This window comes from Streptomyces sp. NPDC048584 (assembly GCF_043199595.1).
In the GTDB taxonomy this organism is placed as follows: Bacteria; Actinomycetota; Actinomycetes; order Streptomycetales; family Streptomycetaceae; genus Streptomyces; species Streptomyces edwardsiae.
The window spans coordinates 187,788-205,629 of sequence record NZ_JBICWF010000002.1 but is presented as its reverse complement, the minus strand read 5'-3'; the positions used below and the strand labels follow the sequence as shown (position 1 = coordinate 205,629).

Genomic DNA, 17,842 nt, shown 5'->3' with positions numbered 1-17,842 from the left:
CTCGGGAGAGGTGGGTGGATCGCCGTACGGCTTCGGGGGAATGGGCGCGGCGGGGACGGCCGCGGTTCAGCCCGCGAACCAGCGCACCGGCTTCGGCGCCAGGTTCTGGTAGACGTGCTTGGTCTCGCGGTACTCGGCGAGACCGGCCGGGCCGAGTTCGCGGCCCACTCCGCTCCTGCCGAAGCCGCCCCACTCCGCCTGCGGGAGGTAGGGGTGGAAGTCGTTGATCCACACGGTGCCGTGGCGCAACCGTCCGGCCACGCGGCGGGCACGGCCCGGGTCGGCGGTCCATACGGCGCCGGCCAGCCCGTACTCGGTGTCGTTGGCGAGGGTGACGGCCTCGTCCTCGGTGCGGAACGTCTCGACGGTGAGGACCGGGCCGAAGACCTCCTCGCGTACGACCCGCATCTCGCGGTGGCAGCGGTCGAGGACGGTCGGCTCGTAGAAGTAGCCGGACTCGGGGCGTTCGGCGGACGGGGTGGGCCGCTTGCCGCCGGAGCGCAGCACCGCGCCCTCCTTGAGGGCGGATTCGACGTACTCCTCGACCTTGGCCCGCTGCTGTGCGGAGACGAGCGGGCCGCATTCGACGCCGTCCCCGGTGCCCCGGCCGAGCCTGATCTTCTCGGCACGGCGGGCGAGTTCGGTGACGAAGCGGTCCCGGACGGACTCCTCCACGATCAGCCGGGCGCCGGCCGAGCACACCTGGCCGCTGTGGATGAAGGCGGCGTTGAGAGCCTGGTCGACGGCGGTGTCGAAGCCCTCCTCGGTGGCGCAGGCGTCGGCGAAGACGACGTTGGGGTTCTTGCCGCCGAGTTCGAGGGCCACCTTCTTCACGGTCGGGGCGGCCGCCTGCGCGACCTTGGTGCCGCTGACCAGTCCGCCGGTGAAGGAGACGAGGTCGACGCCGGGGTGTTCGGCGAGCCGGGCACCGACCGTGTGGCCGGGTCCGGTGACGATGTTGGCGGCCCCGGCGGGCAGTCCGGCCTCGGTGAGCAGGTCGACGAGGGCGACCGTGGTGAGCGGGGTGATCTCGCTGGGCTTGACGACAAAGGTGTTGCCGGCCGCGAGGGCGGGAGCGATCTTCCAACTGGCCTGGAGCAGAGGGTAGTTCCAGGGGGTGATCAGCGCGCAGACGCCGACGGGCTCGTGTACGACGACGCTGTGGACGTCGGGCGAGCCCGCGTCGACGACCCGGCCCGGTGCCTCCCCGGCGACCAGGTCGGCGAAGTAGCGAAAGGCGTCGGCGACACAGTCGATGTCGACGCGCCCCTCCTCGGCGGTCTTGCCCGCGTCCCGGCTCTCCAGCAGGCCGAGCTTCTCCCGGTCCCGTACGAGCAGGCCGGCGACCCGGCGCAGCAGCGCGGCGCGTTCGGCGACGGGGGTGTGCGGCCAGGGGCCCTCGTCGAAGGCGTGGCGGGCCGCCGCCACCGCGAGGTCGGTGTCCCGTTCGGCGCCCTCCGCGACCACGGCGAAGGGCCGGCCGTCCGCGGGGTCGAGGATCTCGCGGGTGGCGCCGGAGACGGCCGCCCGCCACTCGCCTCCCGCGTGAATGGTGTCGCGTGCCTGGAGTTCCGTACTGTCCGCCATGATCGGTCCGCTGCCTTCCGTTCCTGTTCAGCCACCCGTGAGTCACACAGATGTCATCCACGGGGCCGGGTGGGCTCCTGCCCTTGAGTCCCGTATGCATGCGGAACCAAAGGCCCGAAGTGCGGTGTGTCACGGAAAGCAAGGGCGGAACGGAGGAAATCGCCCGCCTCACAGGCGTACGGTCACTGCCCGTCGGGGCCGGGAACGCGAGGGGCCCCGCACCGGTACGGCCGGTGCGGGGCCCCTGCGGGAGGATTCGATCAGATGAGGCCGAGGCCGCGGACCGCCTCGCGCTCCTCCTCGAGCTCCTTGACGGAGGCGTCGATACGGGCGCGGGAGAACTCGTTGACGTCCAGGCCCTGGACGATCTCGTACTTCCCGTCCTTGACGGTGACGGGGAAGGAGGAGATCAGGCCCTCCGGGACGCCGTAGGAGCCGTCCGACGGGATGCCCATGGAGGCCCAGTCGCCGTCGGCGGTGCCGTTGACCCAGGTGTGCACGTGGTCGATGGCGGCGTTGGCGGCGGAGGCGGCCGACGAGGCGCCACGGGCCTCGATGATCGCGGCACCGCGCTTGGCGACGGTCGGGATGAACTCCTCGGCCAGCCACTTCTCGTCGTTCACGACCTCGGCGGCGTTCTTGCCGGCGACCGTGGCGTGGAAGATGTCGGGGTACTGGGTGGCGGAGTGGTTGCCCCAGATCGTCAGCTTCCTGATCTCGGAGACCGGGACGCCGGTCTTCTTCGAGAGCTGGGTCAGCGCGCGGTTGTGGTCCAGGCGGGTCATCGCGGTGAACCGCTCGGCGGGCACGTCCGGCGCGGCGGCCTGGGCGATCAGGGCGTTGGTGTTGGCCGGGTTGCCGACGACCAGGACCTTGATGTCGTCCGCGGCGTGGGCGTTGATGGCCGCGCCCTGGGGCTTGAAGATGCCGCCGTTGGCCTCGAGGAGGTCACCGCGCTCCATGCCCTTGGTGCGGGGGCGGGCGCCCACGAGAAGACCGACGTTGGCGCCGTCGAAGGCCACGTTCGGGTCGTCCGTGATGTCGATGCCCTGCAGAAGCGGGAACGCGCAGTCGTCCAGCTCCATCGCGGTGCCCTCGGCGGCCTTGAGCGCCGGGGTGATCTCCAGCAGGCGCAGCTTGACCGGCACGTCCGCGCCGAGCAGCTGGCCGGAGGCGATGCGGAAGAGCAGGGCGTAACCGATCTGGCCGGCCGCGCCGGTGACGGTGACGTTCACGGGAGTGCGGGTCATGGCGTTCTCCGTATGACAGCTGGCGGTGGGGCGGTCCCTGCCCCGGGGTGCGGGATCCCGCTCCGGCTCGTGACCGGCGTCCAGGATGATCGATCATCGGTTCGCATGATCGATCTCTTGGCGTCAAGAGAGATCCAGCGGTCAGGCTATCGCGCATCCGCGACGGCGGACGGCCGGGCTCCCTGTGGCCCGCCCCACAGAGTGACGGCCCGCGTACGCGGGTACGCGGGCGGGCACACGAAGGGGCGGCCGCACCGTCCGGGAGAGGTGGGGGCGGGGCGGCCGCCGTCGGGGCCGCCCGTGCCGGACTCCCGTGGGGGTACCTTCCGCCTGCCCGCCTTTCGGCTCGGCATTCACCTCCCCACGAATTCCCCACGTATATGGCCCAAATGGGCTCATATGTGTGACGTATCGGGCGGGATGCGAGGCGGGTCAGCCGGTGCAGCCCTTCTCGCCGGTGGCGGCCAGGATCGCGCAGGCCTTGGCGTCCGCGGCCTTCTTCACCGGCAGCATCGGGGTGTACGCGGCCGTGTCACCGGCGGCGGTGATGGTGTCGGTCTGCTTCTCGGCCGTACCCGCGTCGATCTCGACCTTGTCGCCCTGAGCGCCCTGGGTGATGCGTCCCCAGGCGGCGGCGCAGGTCTCGCTGTAGCGGACCTCCACCGTGGTGGCGCCGACGGTCGCGGTCCCGGTGGTGGTCACGAGGTCGCCGCTGCACCCCATCACCTCGGCGTCCTTGCCGGCGCAGGCGTCGCCGCTGCACTTGACGCCCGGGGGGAGTTCCGTGGCGGTGGCGGTGGGCGACGGCGACCTGCCGGCGTCGTCCTTCTTCTTGTCGTCCTCGGTCCCGGTGACGTAGAGGCCGGCGGCGAGCACCACCAGCGCGCCCAGCGCCCCGACGATGAACGTCGACATCCGCCGCTTGCCGCCGGGGCGGCCGCGGCCGGGCGCGGCCGCGGGCGGTGTGCCGCGACCACCCGGCGTGCGCCCGCCTGCCTGGGGTGAGTCGTCCGGCGGGGTGACGCCCCAGGAGTTCACCTCCGAGGCGGTCGGCTGCGGCGGCACGCCGGGCGAGACCCCGGCCGGGCCGGCGACGCCCGGACGGACGGCGGCCCCGGCGCCCTTCGCGTTGCCCCTGCCGCCGGAGGACGGTCCGGCGACTTCGCTGAGCGCGGCGCGCGCCTGCGAGATCCGGATCGCCTCCATGGTCATGTCATGACGCATCTCCGAACGGCTCCAGGCACGTTCGGCGAGCTCCCACATGGTGGTGAGGTGCAGCGGGTTGGTTCCGGTGACCTCGGCCAGGGCCACGATCGCGCCCTTCGGGGCGAGCAGCCGGCCGTTGAGATAACGCTCCCAGGACGTCTTGCTGTAGCCCGTGCGGTCGGAGACCGACGCGACGCTCAGGCCGCTGCGGTCCACGACCCGCCTGAGCTGGCTCGTGAACTCCCTGATCTGCGGATCGAGTTCATCAGGCAAGGCCTTCCAACGAGGCATTGTTCTCCCCCTCTTCCCCCCACATGGTGCTGGTCTTTCCCCCACCCAAAGGATGCCGTCACACAGCGTCCCAGTTCCCCACCCCAGTCTCCCACCACCCCCACCCCCGCTCCCGCTCCCGCTCCCGCTCCCGCGGGCAATCGTGCCGCAGGGCGGCACGGGTGGGCGGTGGGGGTACCTCCCGCTCGAGCGAAGCCGAGAGTGGGGGAGGCACCCCGCAAGCGCCGGGCCGCGCGAACACCTCCCGGGCCCGTTCCCACACCAGGCCCCGGACACATCGCCAACCTGTCCGAGGATTCCGCACCCCGTACCGGAACGGTCACTTCCGTGCCACAGCGCCCAACCCCCCGTTGAACACCCGCTCCACCGTGCAGCAACGTGTTCCCCGGCGACGGCCCGTCCTCTCACGGGGGTGTGGACGGGCCGCCGCCACCACGAACCGGAACCCCGCTCAGCCGTCCACCGTGAAGTGCAGCGTGTCCTTCAGGAACGGGATCTCCAGCAGCGGATGCGGCTGCACCATCAACGCCAGCAGCACGATCACCGCCCCCAGCCCCCCGTACGTCACGATGTCCGTGAACCGCGACCGCACCGCGAGCATGCCGACATGCGGCATCACCCACCGCAGCAACGCCCCCGCCAGCAGCGCCACCCCCACCAGCAGCGTCCCGAGCCGGAACTGATCCAGCGCGGTCAGCAGCAGCCCCAGCCCCACCGTGAGCAGCACACACAGGATCGGCCACTGCCGGGCGGGCGCGGGCGCGTCACCGGGTGCGGCCCGGCCCCCGCCCTCGGGCCGCGCCGTGTCCCTGGTGAACAACGGGAACCGCCGGGTCGTACGACGCGGCCGCCCCTCGGCGTCGGGGGCACTGACGGGATCACGCACCGTGATCTCGTCACCCTGCTCCGGCTCCCCGGAGACGTTCGAGGCACCTCGCTCAGCCGACACTGCGCTCCGCCGCCTCGACCACGTTGACCAGCAGCTGCGCCCGCGTCATCGGACCCACACCACCGGGGTTGGGAGCGACCCACCCGGCCACCTCGGCCACACCCGGATGGACGTCGCCCACGATCTTCCCCTCGGCGCTGCGCGAGACACCGACGTCGAGAACGGCGGCCCCGGCCTTGACGTCCTCGGGCCGGATCAGATGCGCGCTGCCCGCCGCGGCCACGATGATGTCCGCGCGCCGCAGATGCGCCGACAGATCACGCGTACCCGTGTGGCACTGGGTCACGGTCGCGTTCTCACTGCGCCGCGTCAGCAGCAGGGGCATCGGACGGCCGATGGTCACACCGCGCCCGACGACCACGACCTCGGCGCCCTTGATCTCCACGCCGTGGCGGCGCAGCAGGGTGATGATGCCGTTCGGGGTGCACGGCAGCGGCGCGGGCTCGTTCAGTACGAGGCGGCCGAGGTTCATCGGGTGGAGGCCGTCGGCGTCCTTGTCCGGGTCCATCAGTTCGAGGATGCGGTTCTCGTCGATGCCCTTGGGCAGCGGCAGCTGGACGATGTAGCCGGTGCAGGCGGGGTCCTCGTTCAGCTCGCGGACGACCGCCTCGATCTCCTGCTGCGTGGCGGTGGCGGGCAGTTCGCGCTGGATGGAGGCGATGCCCACCTGGGCGCAGTCGCGGTGCTTGCCGGCGACGTACTTCTGGCTGCCGGGGTCGTCCCCGACGAGGATCGTGCCGAGGCCGGGCGTGACGCCCTTCTCCTTCAGCGCCGCCACACGGGCGGTCAGATCGGACTTGATCTCTGCTGCGGTGGCCTTGCCATCGAGAATCTGGGCGGTCATGGCCCCATCCTCGCGGATGACCGGGCCCCGGTTCCAATCAGCCCGCATGACGGGCGGCCCTGGCGCCCCCTGCCCCGTATCGACCGTTTCCGGCCAAGATCACTGATGTTGCACTTGCACAACACATACGGCCTACGCCTGGACAAGGAAAGGAACGGTCAAGAACGATGAGGACACAGTGCCGCGGGCAGAACCGGGGGGACGGACCGCATCTGTAGAACTTCCTCCGCGCCGAGTCTCGCGTCGTCCCCGCACCTGATGCGCAACGGAGGAAGAACCGCCATGAGTTTCGGCGACCCGAACAACCCTTACGGGCAGCCGCCCCAGCAGCCCCCGGCCGGCCCCCCGGGTTACGGCTACCCGCAGCAGCCCGGCGCTCCGCAGCAGGGCTACGGCTACCCCGCCGCCCCGCCGATGTCGCAGCCGTACGGCGGCGGTCCCGTCCTCTCGCAGATGCCCGGCATCACCCGCGCCGCGCAGATCATGCTCGGCGTCATCGTCCTGGCCCACGTGATCATCGCGGGGATGTACGGCTACGCGCTGTCCAAGTGGGACGAGACGATGGTCGAGGCCGGCATCACGGGCGACTCCGAGGCCGAGGCGTTCGCCGACCTGGGCAAGGGCGTCGTCGTCTTCTTCCTGGGCCTGGCCGCCGTCTTCGCGGTCCTCGGCCTGGTGCTGGTGCTGCAGTACGCCAAGGGCGGCAACGGCGTCCGCGTCTGCTCCATCGTCTACGGCTCGTTCGCGATCGTCAGCGGCATCTTCACGATCGCCGCGTACGGTCTCGGCCTGGTCATCATCATCATCTCGATCCTGCTGATCGTCTTCTCCGCGAAGCGCGCCACCGCGGACTGGTTCAGGCGCCCGAGGTACTGAGCGGGGCGAACCCCCACCGTCACAGGGCCGTGCCTCACCCCGCCGGGGGAGGCGCGGCCCTGGTGCTTCCGCCCCGGCCCGTGTCCTCGCCCGCCGGCCGCAGGGCCGCCCGCAGCACGGCGGCGCCCGTGGGCGTGAGGGTGTGCAGCACGGACGGGCCGTTGCGGACCGTGGTGACGAGTCCCGCGTCGCGCAGCGCGCCGGCGTGCCGGCTGGCGGCGGAGGCCGAGACCCCGGCGGCGCGGGCGATCTCACCGGTCGTGGCCCCGGTCGACGCGGTGTGCAGGGCGATCGCGCGGGCCCGTCCGAGCAGGTTCGTCAAGGGCCGTCCGGGCTCGCCCCCGCTCGGGCGGCGGGCCTCGGGCTCGTGCAGCAGCGAGTACCAGAGCACGGGCGGCAGCCCCGGATCGGCGTAGGCGACCGGTTCGCCCCAGTTGAAGTAGGAGGGGACGAGGGTGATCCCCCGCCCCTTCAGATACAGATCACGGTCCGCCGCCTGCTTGGGATAACTGACCTCCAGGACGGGAGGACGCCAGCGCATCATCGGCCCGAGGCCGGCGAGCATGCCCTCCACACCTCCGTCCAGCAGCCCGTGGCGGCGCGCCGCCCGTTCGCTCTCGACACGGGCCAGCATCTGCTCCTTGTGCGGGAGGACGACGGCCTCGTAGTACGTGCGCAGCACCCGTACGAACTCCCTGCGTTCCTTCAGACCGGTCAGCCGCGCGGCCCAGGCGGGCGCTCCGACGGTCCGGTCGAGGAGGGTGATCTCCTCATGGACGCGCCGCGGCGGGGTGGCCAGGAGGGCCTCGGCCCCGGAGTCCCAGTCGCCCGCGCTCTGGGCCGGGGTCAGGAAGTCCGGGAAGTACGCGGCCCTCGGGTACAGCGGAAGGAGCACGCCGCGTACGAGGCGCTCCAGCCCCTGCGCCTGCATCCGCTCCCGCGCCGTGCGATACCACCCGGCATAGGCCCAGCGCCCGCGCCGGACCTGCAACCGGTGCAGGCTGGCCGCGGCTTCCCAGAGGGGGTCCGGAGCCGCGGCGACCTTGGTTCTGGCCAGGTCGACGTCGCTGAAATGGATGCGGAGCATCTCGTTCCTCCCCTGTGGACTGAGCTTTTGCGGTGCAGCGCAATGCCGTGGCCGGGGTTCGTCGGCTGAGCGATCGTAGGAAGCGGGAATCAACGGCTCCTATACGGGGGCTCAACAAGGTGGTTGAGGGGTCTCCGGCGGCTTTCGCCCCGCGTCGGCGTGGCCCGGCTCCGCCCCGCCCCGCCGGCGCGACGATCATCGCCGGCATGGATCGACACGCGGGCGAGCGGGGAAGGAATGGGCCCGGGGGGAGAAAGAGCTGTGCCGACATCTCAGGTGCTCGATGAGTTGCTGCGCCGGCTGAGGCCGCGCGGCGGGCAGGACACCGCGGACGGGACACGGGCGCTGCTCCACTGGCTGGGGCGGCAGATCGGCGCGGAGGTCGCCCTGGTCGGCCGCACGGGCGAGGTGGAGCTGTGCACCGCCGGGTTCACACCGGACGTCCTCGCCGGCGTCCGGTCCACGCTGACGCGGTTGTCCCAGGGACGTCTGGCCGCCGTGGCTTCGCGGACCGGTGCGGTCCATGTGTGGTGCGAGGCGCTGGGACGGCAGGTGCCGCGTCCGGTGCTGGCCGTCGTCAGCCCCTCGCCCCTCGCACCGGAGTCGCTGACGCTGGCGTCCCATGTCGGCACGCTGGCCGAGATGGCCCGGCGTGCCCGCCAGGCCGACGATCTCGCGGTCCGGCATCAGCAGGCGGCGGCCCGGCTGCGCCTGGCGGTGTTCATGGCCCTGATGACCGGGGAAGCGACGCTGGCCCGCAGGATGACGGCCGGTGCCGTACCGCCGTTGCTCGTCGCGCAGCGCCTGCGCGTCCATCTGCTGCGCTGTCCGCCGCCGGACCGCGGCCGGATCATCGACGCCCACCAGGACGCGTCCGGGTATCACGGCCGCGGCCTGATGGTGCGCTGCCCGGTCTACGACGACCATCTCATCTGCCTGCTGCCCACGGACGACGACGGCGACGCCACCGGCCTGGGCGCGTCCTTGCGGGAGCTGGTGCGCGGCAACCCCCACTACGCGCTGGGTATCAGCGCGCCCGCGCCCTTGGCGGCCACCGCGCGGGCCTACGACCAGGCCCGCCATGCCCTGGCCGTCGCCCGTCACACACCCGAACGGGTCACCGACCAGCACGGCAGACCGCCGCTCGCCGGTCTGCTTCCCCGCCGGCAGGCCCTGGCCTGGGCCCGCGCCTTCCTGGAGCCGCTCAGGGAGGCCCCCCGGCTCACCGTCGACATCGCCGGCCTCGCCCTGCACTTTCCCCGCGCGGGTGTGGCGCGGCTGCTCGACGTCAGCCGCAACACCGTCGCCGCCCACCTCACACAGGTCCAGGACAGCCTCGGCCTCGATCTGCGCGACCCCCACAGCCGCGCCGATCTCGCCCTCGCCCTGGAGATCACCGCTCTTCCGGAGCCCTTCGGCGACACCGGGGCCGTGCCGCCCCCCACGACGGACTGCCTGCTCTCCACCGAGGCGGCCGTCACCTGGGCCCACGCCTTCCTCGAGCCCCTGCGGCCCGTCACCGGCGGCAGCGTGCACCGGACCCTGCGCGCCTGGATCGAGGCCGGCGCGGACGCCCAGCGGACGGCCCGCGACCTCGGCATCAGCCGCACCACCGTCCGCGCCCGGCTGGGCACCGCCGAACAACTGCTGCGCCGCAGCCTGCTGACCCCGGGCCCCGGCACCCACGAACTGGCCCACGCGTTCCGCATCGCGGACCGTGCACCGTGAACAGCGGCACGTCCGCGACTGCGCACCGTGCGCATTGGCAGCCGTGCACCACACTCCTACCGTCAGAACGGCCTGGGTCCGCCCTCTCCCGGCAGTCGTCCGACAGAACGGACCGATCCGGAGGAGAGCGGCCCCAGGCCGCGTGACCGCAGTGGATCCGACAGGGGGAACGAATCCATGTACAGCATCATCGTCGTGCCGCCCGCAGACGCGAGCCCGGCCGAGCAGATCAGGATCGCCACGGGCGAGCAACTCGCCTTCGGCCGGGGCGAGAAGGCCCACGGTCTCACCATCGCGCACGAGGGTGTGCCCCGGATCGCCGGGGAGATCACCGCGCACCGGAACTTCTGGCTGCTGACCAACCGCAGCGAGGACCAGACCTACGTCGTCGAGAACCCGGAGGGCGCCGGCGAGCACATCAAGGTCGCGCCGGGACGTACGGACGCGCCGGTACCGTTCGAGTTCGCCCGTGTCGTCCTGCCCGCGGCGGGAGACCTGCTGACCTTCGACGTCTGGGCGCCGCGGCACACCTTCCGCAGCGTCACCCGGCACGACGTCCCCGGCGCGCTCACCGCTCCGGCGTTCACGCTCGACCGCACCAGGCGGTACTTCGCGGTGCTGGCCGCCCTGTGCGAACCCCGACTGCGGGGCGAGCCCCATGCCCCGCTGCCGACCGTCGAGCAGCTCGTCGAGCGTCTGGCCCCGGTCTGGCCGACGGTCAGCCGCTCCACCGTCTACTGGAACATCGACTACCTCGCGCTCAAGCTGCGGCTGCGGCCGGGCCCCGACACGGCGCAGCCCACCCAGCGTCTGAGCGGCAAGAAGGAGTCCCTCGTGTCGCTGGCGCTCCGCTTCGACCTGGTCCACGAGGACGACCTCGTCGTGCTCGCCGCGGCCACCGGCAAGGCACGGGTGTGAGCAGCGGGCGGCCGCACGCCCTCACCGTCCCGGAGGGTTACCGCATCGGACGCTGGGAGGTCGGCGAGCCCCTGGGCTCGGGCGCGTTCGCCACCGTCCACGCGGGGCGACGCGTCGGGGAGGGACCGGCGGGACTCCCCCGCCGGGCGGCGCTGAAGGTCCTGCCCACCGGCACCCGCGCTCGTGGCCGGCGGCATCATGTACGCGAACTGGCGGAGCGTGAGGCCGACTTCCTCAGTCGGCTCCACTCGCCGCGGCTGATCCGGATGTACGAGACCCTCACCGTCGACGACCCGGACCACCCGGAGCTCGACGGTGCGACCGTGCTCGTACTGGAACGGGCCGAACGGTCACTGGACGCCGTACCGCGTCCGGTGCCGTCGCCCGGTGCCGTGCTCCGGCAGATCTGCGAGGCGCTGGCGCACCTGCACCGGGCGGGGTGGGTGCACGGTGATCTGAAACCGGCCAACGTGCTGCTGATGCCGGACGGTTCGGTACGGCTCGCCGATTTCCACACGGCCGCCGAACTGGAGGGCACCCATGCCTGGGCCCCCGTGTTCACCACCCCGGACTACACCCCGCCCGAGCTCCTGTGGCCCGAGACGGACGCGCGGGGCACCCGGATCCGGGCCAGCGCCGATGTCTGGGCCTTCGGCGTACTGGCCCACGTCGTCCTCGCGGGTTCGTTCCCGATGCCGGGCGGCACCGTCCAGGCGCGCGACGACGCGTTGACACGCTACGCCCGCGGGGCGGAGGAACTACGGCTGTCCCCCGAACTCCCGGAGGAGTGGCGGGACATCGTACGGGACTGTCTGGCTCCCGCCCACGAGCACCGGGTCACGGACGCGGCGGCCCTGCTGCGCCGCGTGGAGCGGGCGGCACACGCCCCGCGCCCGCGCGGCTGGCTGCGCCCCGTGGCGGTGGCGGCGGTCCTGTCCGCGCTGGAACTCGTGAGCTCCGGCATCACGTACACCACCCTGCGGTCCGGGACCCCCGCGGCCTACTCCCCGCCCACCTGCGAACGTCCGGCGGTGTTCGAGGACGTGACGTACGGCCGGGCGTTCACGGCGGGCCAGAACGGCACCTGGGACTTCACCGTCCGGCAGGGCGACGGCGGCGGTCAGGTCCGAGAGGTCCAGTGCCTCCTAGGCCACCTCCACGGCATCCCCGGCCCCGGCCACCTCCACGGCACCTTCGACCCCCCGACCCGGGACGCCGTCATAACCTTCCAGCGACGCTCCGGCCTGCCCCCGACCGGCACGGTCGACCCGGCCACCTGGCGCGCCCTGCGCAGGGCGGGCTGAGGGGAGTCCGGATACACGGCTGTTCCGCCCCGCACACCTGAAACTCTGCAGGTACCTCCGATCGCCTGTTCCGCCCAGCATGGCCATGACGAAACACCCGTACCGCCGGACCAACAGGGAAGGAACCTCCATGTACCTCCGCACCACACGCACTCGCCTGGGCGCCGCCGCGGTCGCCGCGCTCGCCGCCGGTGCTCTGGCCCTGGGCGCCTCGCCCGCCTCCGCCTCGGCCTCCAGCGGATACGTCAGCGGCGCCGATACGTACACCGACGACTTCGGCGACGAGGGCGTCCTGTCCACGTCCTCCTACAGCAGCTCGAACGCCACCTGCCTGTGGCAGATCATTCTCCTGGCGGAGGGCGCCAACGAGTCGGACGGCACCGACTTCGACATGTCGGACATCGACGGCCACTTCGGGCCCAACACGGAGCACGCCACCAAGCGGCTGCAGGTGAGCTGGGGGCTCGCCGACTCGTTCGGCGACGCGGACGGCAAGGTCGGCCCGAACACCTTCGGCTATGCCGACAGCAAGCTGCGCTACCTGTCGGGCAGCACGGCCTCGGGCGGGACGCTGGACCTGCGTTACCAGGGGGCGAAGTACTACTTCGACGTCTACCGGACAGCCGGAAAGTACCGGATCTACCACAACGACACCTGGCACACCACGAGTTACACCTCCAACACCTGCGACTGATCCGGGTGGGCGGCCGGGCGCGGCCCGGCCCGACGGCATCGAGACGGACGCGCGCGGCGGGGCCCGGCATCAGCCGATCAACTGATGCCGGGCCCCGCCGCGTTGTCTGACAACGGCGTCACGGTCCGAGGACTTCCCGGCAATGACGGAGCGTCAGGACTGCCTGTGTCCGGCAGTGATCCTCGGGGCGGGAGGGTGAAAGGGTGTTCGAGGCGGCAGTCGCCGCCCTCCGTGAAAGCCCTTACCGAACAGGCAGGTTCACGTATGAGACTGACCCGCGGTGTTCTGGCGGTGGCCGCCACTGCGCTCACCCCGGCCCTCCTTCTCACCGGTCCGGCGTTCGCCGCGGACGCGGCGCCGGCTCCCGTCGCCGCCTCGGCGGCGGCCGACCCCGGTACGCCGGTGGACGAGATGTCGGAGGAGGAACTGCGCGCCGCCATCGCCGTCATCCTGGCCGACCCGGACTCCGGCAGGGGCGTCGAGCGGGAGGCGAACGAGGCCCTCGGCGGCACCGTGGAGGACATGCGCGAGTTCCTCAGGACCGGCTACCGCCTCGCCCGGTTCGAGGACGACCGGGTCGCCATCCTCACCATCCTCGGCAAGCCCGAATCCGGCAGGGGCGTCAAGCGCGAAGCCACCGAGGCCCTCGACGCAGGCACCCCGGAAGCCGCCCGCGCCTTCCTCGAGACCGGCTACCGGCTCGCCCAGTACGAGGACGACAAGGTCGCCGTCGTCACCATCCTCGGCAAGCCCTACGCGGGAAAGCGCGTCAAGCAGGAGATCAACGCACTCCTCGACGCACCCACCCCCGAGAAGCTCCGCACCTGGCTGGAGACCGGCTACCGGCTCGCGCAGGCCGAGGACGACAAGGTCGCCGTCGTCACCATCCTCGGCAAGCCCTACGCGGGAAAGCGCGTCAAGCAGGAGATCAACGCACTCCTCGACGCACCCACCCCCGAGAAGCTCCGCACCTGGCTGGAGAGCGGCTACCGGCTCGCGCAGGCCGAGGACGACCGTGTGGCGGTCGCGCGGCTGCTGGCCGATCCGGACATCAGCGCCGCCCTGCGCGCGGCCGCGCTGGAGGTCATCGACGGTACGCCGGAGGAGCTGCGGTACTTCCTGGAGACCGGCCGGTACGAGGTGGACCAGTAGGACACCTCCGCCCGGCCGCCCCTGCGGGCGGCCGGGCGGACGGAGTCTCAGTGGAAGAAGTGGCGCGTGCCCGTGAAGTACATCGTCACGCCCGCCTTCTTCGCGGCCTCGACGACCAGTTCGTCACGGACCGAACCACCGGGCTGGACCACGGCCTTCACACCGGCCCCGGTGAGGATCTCCAGGCCGTCGGGGAAGGGGAAGAACGCGTCCGAGGCGGCGTAGGAACCGGCCGCGCGCTCGGCGCCCGCCCGCTCCACGGCCAGCTTCGCGGAGTCGACGCGGTTGACCTGGCCCATGCCGACGCCGACGGACGCGCCGTCCTTGGCGAGCAGGATCGCGTTGGACTTCACGGCCCGGCAGGCCTTCCAGGCGAAGGCGAGTTCGGCGAGTCCGGACTCGCTCAGCGCCTCGCCGGTGGCCAGCGTCCAGGTCGTCGGGTCGTCGCCCTCGGCCTGGAGCCGGTCGGTGACCTGGAGCAGGACTCCGCCGTCGATGGGCTTGACCTCGACCGGGGCGGACGGGGCCCCGGGGGCGCGCAGGACGCGGATGTTCTTCTTCTTGGTGAGCGCTTCGAGGGCGCCCTCCTCGTAGTCCGGCGCGACGATGACCTCGGTGAAGATCTCCGCGACCTGCTCGGCCATCTCCTTGGAGACCGGCCGGTTGACCGCGATCACGCCGCCGTATGCGGAGACCGGGTCGCAGGCGTGCGCCTTGCGGTGCGCCTCGGCGACGTCCGCGCCGGTCGCGATCCCGCACGGGTTGGCGTGCTTGATGATCGCGACGGCCGGTCCGGCGTGGTCGTACGCGGCACGGAGCGCGGCGTCCGTGTCCGTGTAGTTGTTGTACGACATCTCCTTGCCGTGCAGCTGCTCGGCCTCGGCGAGACCGCCGGTCCCCGAGATGTACAGCGCGGCCGGCTGGTGCGGGTTCTCGCCGTAGCGGAGGGTGTTCTTGCGCTCCCAGGTGGCGCCGAGGAAGTCGGGGAACCGCGAGTCGTCCACCGGGGCGTACTCGGAGGCGAACCAGCTCGCGACGGCGACGTCGTACGCGGCCGTGTGCTGGAAGGCCTCGGCGGCGAGCCGCTTGCGGGTGGTGAGGTCGAAGCCGCCGGCCTCGACCGCGGCGAGGACGTCGCCGTAGCGGGCCGGGCTGGTGACGACGGCGACCGACGGGTGGTTCTTGGCGGCGGCACGCACCATCGAGGGGCCGCCGATGTCGATCTGCTCCACGCACTCGTCGGGCGTGGCGCCGGAGGCGACGGTCTCGCGGAACGGGTAGAGGTTGACGACAACGAGGTCGAACGGCTCCACGCCCAGTTCGGTGAGCTGGTTGCGGTGGTCCTCGAGCCGCAGGTCGGCGAGGATGCCGGCGTGGACCTTGGGGTGCAGGGTCTTGACGCGGCCGTCCAGGCACTCGGGGAAGCCGGTGAGCTCCTCGACCTTGGTGACGGGGACGCCCGCGGCGGCGATCCTCGCGGCGGTGGACCCGGTGGAGACGAGCTCCACACCGGCGGCGTGCAGGCCGCGCGCGAGGTCCTCGAGGCCGGTCTTGTCGTAGACGGAGACGAGCGCCCGTCGGATGGCCCGCTTGTTGCTCTCGGCGGTCACTGGATAACTACCTTTCGTCCCTCAATGCGGTAGCCGTTGCGGGCGAGGAGCCCCACGACCTCGACGAGCAGCCTTCGCTCGACGTCCTTGATGCGCTCGTGCAGAGCGCTCTCGTCGTCCTCGTCCCGGACCTCCACCACGCCCTGCGCGATGATCGGACCGGTGTCGACGCCGTCGTCGACGAAGTGGACGGTGCAGCCGGTGACCTTGGCGCCGTACGCGAGCGCGTCCCGTACGCCGTGGGCTCCGGGAAAACTGGGCAGCAGGGCGGGATGCGTGTTGACGAACCGCCCGCCGAAGCGCGCGAGGAACTCCTTCCCCACGATCTTCATGAACCCGGCGGACACCACGAGGTCGGGCTCGTGGGCGGCGACGGCCTCGGCCAGCGCCGTGTCCCACTCCTGACGGGTCGCGTGGTCCCCGACCTTGCACACGAAGGTGGGCAGTCCGGCGCGCTCGGCGCGGGCCAGCCCCTCGATTCCCTCGCGGTCGGCGCCGACGGCCACGATCTCGGCCCCGTACGCCTCGGCTCCGGTCGCGGCGATCTCGTCGAGGAGCGCCTGGAGATTGGTGCCGGATCCGGAGACCAGCACGACGAGACGCCTGGCGCGATCGGCCACGGGCTTGGCGGCCACGGTGGGGCCCTTTCTCGGGGAGCGTCTGTACGGCCGGCGGCACAGCGCTTTGTACATTCCCACGAATGCTTCGTGTCCCCGGATACGGGGAAGCCTACGAAGCGGCCGACCGTCAGCAACGATACCGGCACACCCGGCGGCCCCCACGGGACGGGGGCGTGGCCGGAAGGTAGCGTCTGGGAAGAGCCGGTCCTGGGACGTCGGGGCGCGCGTGGGAACGCGAACCGTGCACCGGGCGTTCACAGGACGACGGGCCCGGGCCGCGAAGAGCCGACGGGAACGCGCCGGCTCACCAGCCCAGTCGTAGTCGATACGTCGTGCGAGGCGGTCACGCCGGACCACGCCGTGCTTCATTAAGGGGAAGACGCTCACTTGATGCCGGACCGCAGCCTGCGACTTCTCACGTTCCCCCAGCAGTCCGCCCACGGAGGGGACCGGGGCGCCGTGCTGCTGCGGGAGCGTCCCGCCTCGCCGCCGGACGCGCCCCGGGGCGAGGGTGGCGACGAGGGTTCCCGGGAACCCAAGGACGACAATCCGTTCGCGCCACCGCCGGAGGGCACGCCCGACCGGCCCTGGCAGCCGAGGCACCCGTCGGGCTCCGGCGGGGAGGGCGGCGGCCGCTCCCCCTGGGGGCGGAACTGGAGCGACCGGCAGCCCGGCCGCTCCCCCGGCGGTTTCGGCGAGCGCCCGCGCGGCCCCGAGGGGCAGGGCGGCGGCGGACAGCAGGGGCCCGGCACACGCTGGGACCCGACGGACCCGGCCCAGCGCCGTGCGCGGTACGCGCTGCTGTCCGGCATGTGGGCATTCTTCTTCGGCCTGTTCAGCTGGCCGTACGTGGCGCTGCTGCTGGGCGCGCTCGCCCTGTACTGGGGCATCAGCGCGCTGCGCGCCAAGCCCGCGGCGCAGGACCCGGACTCCCCGGCGCCCGAGCAGAAGGGCCGCCCGCAGACCACGGCCGCGGTGAGCGGACTGGTCACGGGGTCGCTGGCGCTGGCGCTGGTCGCCGCGTCCTTCGCGGCGCAGCTGGTCTACAGCGACTACTACACCTGCACGCAGGACGCCCTCACCCAGGACGCCCGCCAGGCCTGCGACGACCTCCTCCCGGAGCAGCTGCGGGACCTGCTGGGCACGAGCGACTGACCCCGGCGCTCACCCGTCCCCCTCCCCGGGCCGCACGTCCCGCACGTCCCGCACCCCGAAGGGCATCTCCCAGTCCCAGGCGAGGGCTTCCCGGGAGCCGTGAGGGTACGGCTCGCCGAGGTCGTCGCCCGGAAAGAGAACGTACGTCGCCGAACCCGCGCCCTCGGGGGCGCGGGTTCGGGCGGGTGCGGCACCCGGGTCCGGGACCATATCCCGCTCCGGGTTCCGGCCCCGTCCGGTACCGGCCCCGAGGGGGGAGCCGAGGCGCCGCCACCACGCCGTGCCACGCCCCGGCGCACAGTCCCGTACCGGACCCGGCCCCGAGGCGCTGTCCGGCACCGAACCGGATCCCGGGGTCCGATCGCCCGCCGAACGGGATGCCAGGCGTCGCCACCATGCCGCACCCGAACCGGGAGTCCGGGCCCGTGTCGCACCGGAGCCCGGGGTCCGATCACCCGCCGAACCGGATGCCACGCGTCGCCACCATGCCGCACCCGAACCGGGAGTCCGGGCCCGTGTCGCACCGGAGCCCGGGGTCCGATCACCCGCCGAACCGGATGCCACGCGTCGC

The 17,842-nt window shown here is 72.3% G+C and carries 15 protein-coding genes and 2 pseudogenes; 8 read left to right on the top strand and 9 right to left on the bottom strand.

What is annotated here, in order from left to right:
- Window positions 1-66 precede the first annotated feature (66 nt).
- The 5 genes from ACGFR9_RS05175 to ACGFR9_RS05155 form a co-directional block, all read right to left on the bottom strand.
- On the bottom strand, window positions 67-1,587 hold the full coding sequence (locus tag ACGFR9_RS05175) for an aldehyde dehydrogenase family protein (protein ID WP_393203072.1): 1,521 nt from the start codon (window positions 1,585-1,587) through the stop codon (window positions 67-69).
- Window positions 1,588-1,847: 260 nt separating this feature from the next.
- Entirely contained in the window at window positions 1,848-2,837 is a 990-nt protein-coding gene (locus ACGFR9_RS05170) for a malate dehydrogenase (protein WP_393203070.1), read from the bottom strand.
- Between the two features lie 432 nt (window positions 2,838-3,269).
- Window positions 3,270-4,334: a DUF2690 domain-containing protein gene (locus ACGFR9_RS05165; protein WP_393203068.1), complete on the bottom strand. Its 1,065-nt coding sequence runs from the start codon at window positions 4,332-4,334 to the stop codon at window positions 3,270-3,272.
- 451 nt (window positions 4,335-4,785) lie between these two features.
- A complete protein-coding gene (locus ACGFR9_RS05160; protein ID WP_393203066.1) occupies window positions 4,786-5,283 on the bottom strand; it encodes a DUF3017 domain-containing protein in 498 nt (165 codons plus the stop codon).
- Window positions 5,273-6,127 carry a bifunctional methylenetetrahydrofolate dehydrogenase/methenyltetrahydrofolate cyclohydrolase gene (locus tag ACGFR9_RS05155; RefSeq protein ID WP_393203064.1) on the bottom strand — a complete coding sequence of 285 codons (855 nt, stop codon included), beginning with the start codon at window positions 6,125-6,127 and terminating at the stop codon, window positions 5,273-5,275. The genes ACGFR9_RS05160 and ACGFR9_RS05155 overlap by 11 nt, the downstream gene beginning before the upstream one ends.
- A gap of 282 nt (window positions 6,128-6,409) precedes the next feature.
- Here ACGFR9_RS05155 and ACGFR9_RS05150 point away from each other — a divergent pair, with 282 nt between their 5' ends.
- Window positions 6,410-7,003 carry a hypothetical protein gene (locus tag ACGFR9_RS05150; RefSeq protein WP_393203062.1) on the top strand — a complete coding sequence of 198 codons (594 nt, stop codon included), beginning with the start codon at window positions 6,410-6,412 and terminating at the stop codon, window positions 7,001-7,003.
- 34 nt (window positions 7,004-7,037) lie between these two features.
- On the opposite strand, the gene ACGFR9_RS05145 is transcribed toward ACGFR9_RS05150, so the two are convergent.
- On the bottom strand, window positions 7,038-8,090 hold the full coding sequence (locus ACGFR9_RS05145) for an ArsR family transcriptional regulator (protein WP_393203060.1): 1,053 nt from the start codon (window positions 8,088-8,090) through the stop codon (window positions 7,038-7,040).
- Window positions 8,091-8,351: 261 nt separating this feature from the next.
- On the opposite strand from ACGFR9_RS05145, the gene ACGFR9_RS05140 reads away from it, so the two are divergent.
- From ACGFR9_RS05140 to ACGFR9_RS05115, 6 genes and pseudogenes are all read left to right on the top strand, one after another.
- Window positions 8,352-9,818 (top strand): helix-turn-helix domain-containing protein, encoded by a 1,467-nt coding sequence (locus tag ACGFR9_RS05140; protein WP_393203058.1) that lies wholly within the window; start codon window positions 8,352-8,354, stop codon window positions 9,816-9,818.
- Between the two features lie 177 nt (window positions 9,819-9,995).
- On the top strand, window positions 9,996-10,736 hold the full coding sequence (locus ACGFR9_RS05135) for an FHA domain-containing protein (protein WP_311644809.1): 741 nt from the start codon (window positions 9,996-9,998) through the stop codon (window positions 10,734-10,736).
- On the top strand, window positions 10,733-12,040 hold the full coding sequence (locus tag ACGFR9_RS05130; protein ID WP_393203056.1) for a protein kinase: 1,308 nt from the start codon (window positions 10,733-10,735) through the stop codon (window positions 12,038-12,040). Before ACGFR9_RS05135 ends, ACGFR9_RS05130 begins: the two co-directional genes overlap by 4 nt.
- 130 nt (window positions 12,041-12,170) lie before the next feature.
- Complete coding sequence (locus ACGFR9_RS05125; RefSeq protein ID WP_393203054.1) at window positions 12,171-12,734, top strand: peptidoglycan-binding protein; 564 nt, start codon at window positions 12,171-12,173, stop codon at window positions 12,732-12,734.
- Window positions 12,735-12,818: 84 nt separating this feature from the next.
- Window positions 12,819-13,421: pseudogene (locus ACGFR9_RS05120) on the top strand (ALF repeat-containing protein); the annotation flags it as partial.
- Window positions 13,422-13,517: 96 nt separating this feature from the next.
- A pseudogene (locus ACGFR9_RS05115) lies at window positions 13,518-13,886 on the top strand (ALF repeat-containing protein); the annotation flags it as partial.
- A 47-nt stretch (window positions 13,887-13,933) separates the two neighbouring features.
- Here the strand turns inward: ACGFR9_RS05115 and purH are convergent.
- Both purH and purN read right to left on the bottom strand, forming a co-directional pair.
- Window positions 13,934-15,496, bottom strand: a complete 1,563-nt coding sequence (purH, locus tag ACGFR9_RS05110; protein ID WP_393203052.1) for a bifunctional phosphoribosylaminoimidazolecarboxamide formyltransferase/IMP cyclohydrolase — start codon at window positions 15,494-15,496, stop codon at window positions 13,934-13,936.
- Window positions 15,493-16,131, bottom strand: coding sequence for a phosphoribosylglycinamide formyltransferase (gene purN / locus ACGFR9_RS05105; RefSeq protein WP_393203050.1), 639 nt, complete (start codon window positions 16,129-16,131; stop codon window positions 15,493-15,495). Before purN ends, purH begins: the two co-directional genes overlap by 4 nt.
- Window positions 16,132-16,506: 375 nt before the next feature.
- Between purN and ACGFR9_RS05100 the strand changes: the two genes are divergently transcribed.
- Window positions 16,507-17,271, top strand: a complete 765-nt coding sequence (locus tag ACGFR9_RS05100; protein ID WP_393203048.1) for a hypothetical protein — start codon at window positions 16,507-16,509, stop codon at window positions 17,269-17,271.
- A 9-nt stretch (window positions 17,272-17,280) separates the two neighbouring features.
- Here the strand turns inward: ACGFR9_RS05100 and ACGFR9_RS05095 are convergent, their stop codons facing one another.
- On the bottom strand, window positions 17,281-17,481 hold the full coding sequence (locus ACGFR9_RS05095) for a hypothetical protein (RefSeq protein ID WP_393203046.1): 201 nt from the start codon (window positions 17,479-17,481) through the stop codon (window positions 17,281-17,283).
- Window positions 17,482-17,842 lie beyond the last annotated feature (361 nt).

Coding starts and splice junctions, on each gene's coding strand:
- ACGFR9_RS05145 (WP_393203060.1), bottom strand. CDS start 8,090: ATGCTCCGCATCCATTTCAGCGACGTCGACCTGGCCAGAACCAAGGTC.
- ACGFR9_RS05135 (WP_311644809.1), top strand. CDS start 9,996: ATGTACAGCATCATCGTCGTGCCGCCCGCAGACGCGAGCCCGGCCGAG.
- ACGFR9_RS05150 (WP_393203062.1), top strand. CDS start 6,410: ATGAGTTTCGGCGACCCGAACAACCCTTACGGGCAGCCGCCCCAGCAG.
- ACGFR9_RS05165 (WP_393203068.1), bottom strand. CDS start 4,334: ATGCCTCGTTGGAAGGCCTTGCCTGATGAACTCGATCCGCAGATCAGG.
- ACGFR9_RS05175 (WP_393203072.1), bottom strand. CDS start 1,587: ATGGCGGACAGTACGGAACTCCAGGCACGCGACACCATTCACGCGGGA.
- ACGFR9_RS05155 (WP_393203064.1), bottom strand. CDS start 6,127: ATGACCGCCCAGATTCTCGATGGCAAGGCCACCGCAGCAGAGATCAAG.
- ACGFR9_RS05095 (WP_393203046.1), bottom strand. CDS start 17,481: ATGGTCCCGGACCCGGGTGCCGCACCCGCCCGAACCCGCGCCCCCGAG.
- ACGFR9_RS05125 (WP_393203054.1), top strand. CDS start 12,171: ATGTACCTCCGCACCACACGCACTCGCCTGGGCGCCGCCGCGGTCGCC.
- ACGFR9_RS05100 (WP_393203048.1), top strand. CDS start 16,507: ATGCCGGACCGCAGCCTGCGACTTCTCACGTTCCCCCAGCAGTCCGCC.
- ACGFR9_RS05170 (WP_393203070.1), bottom strand. CDS start 2,837: ATGACCCGCACTCCCGTGAACGTCACCGTCACCGGCGCGGCCGGCCAG.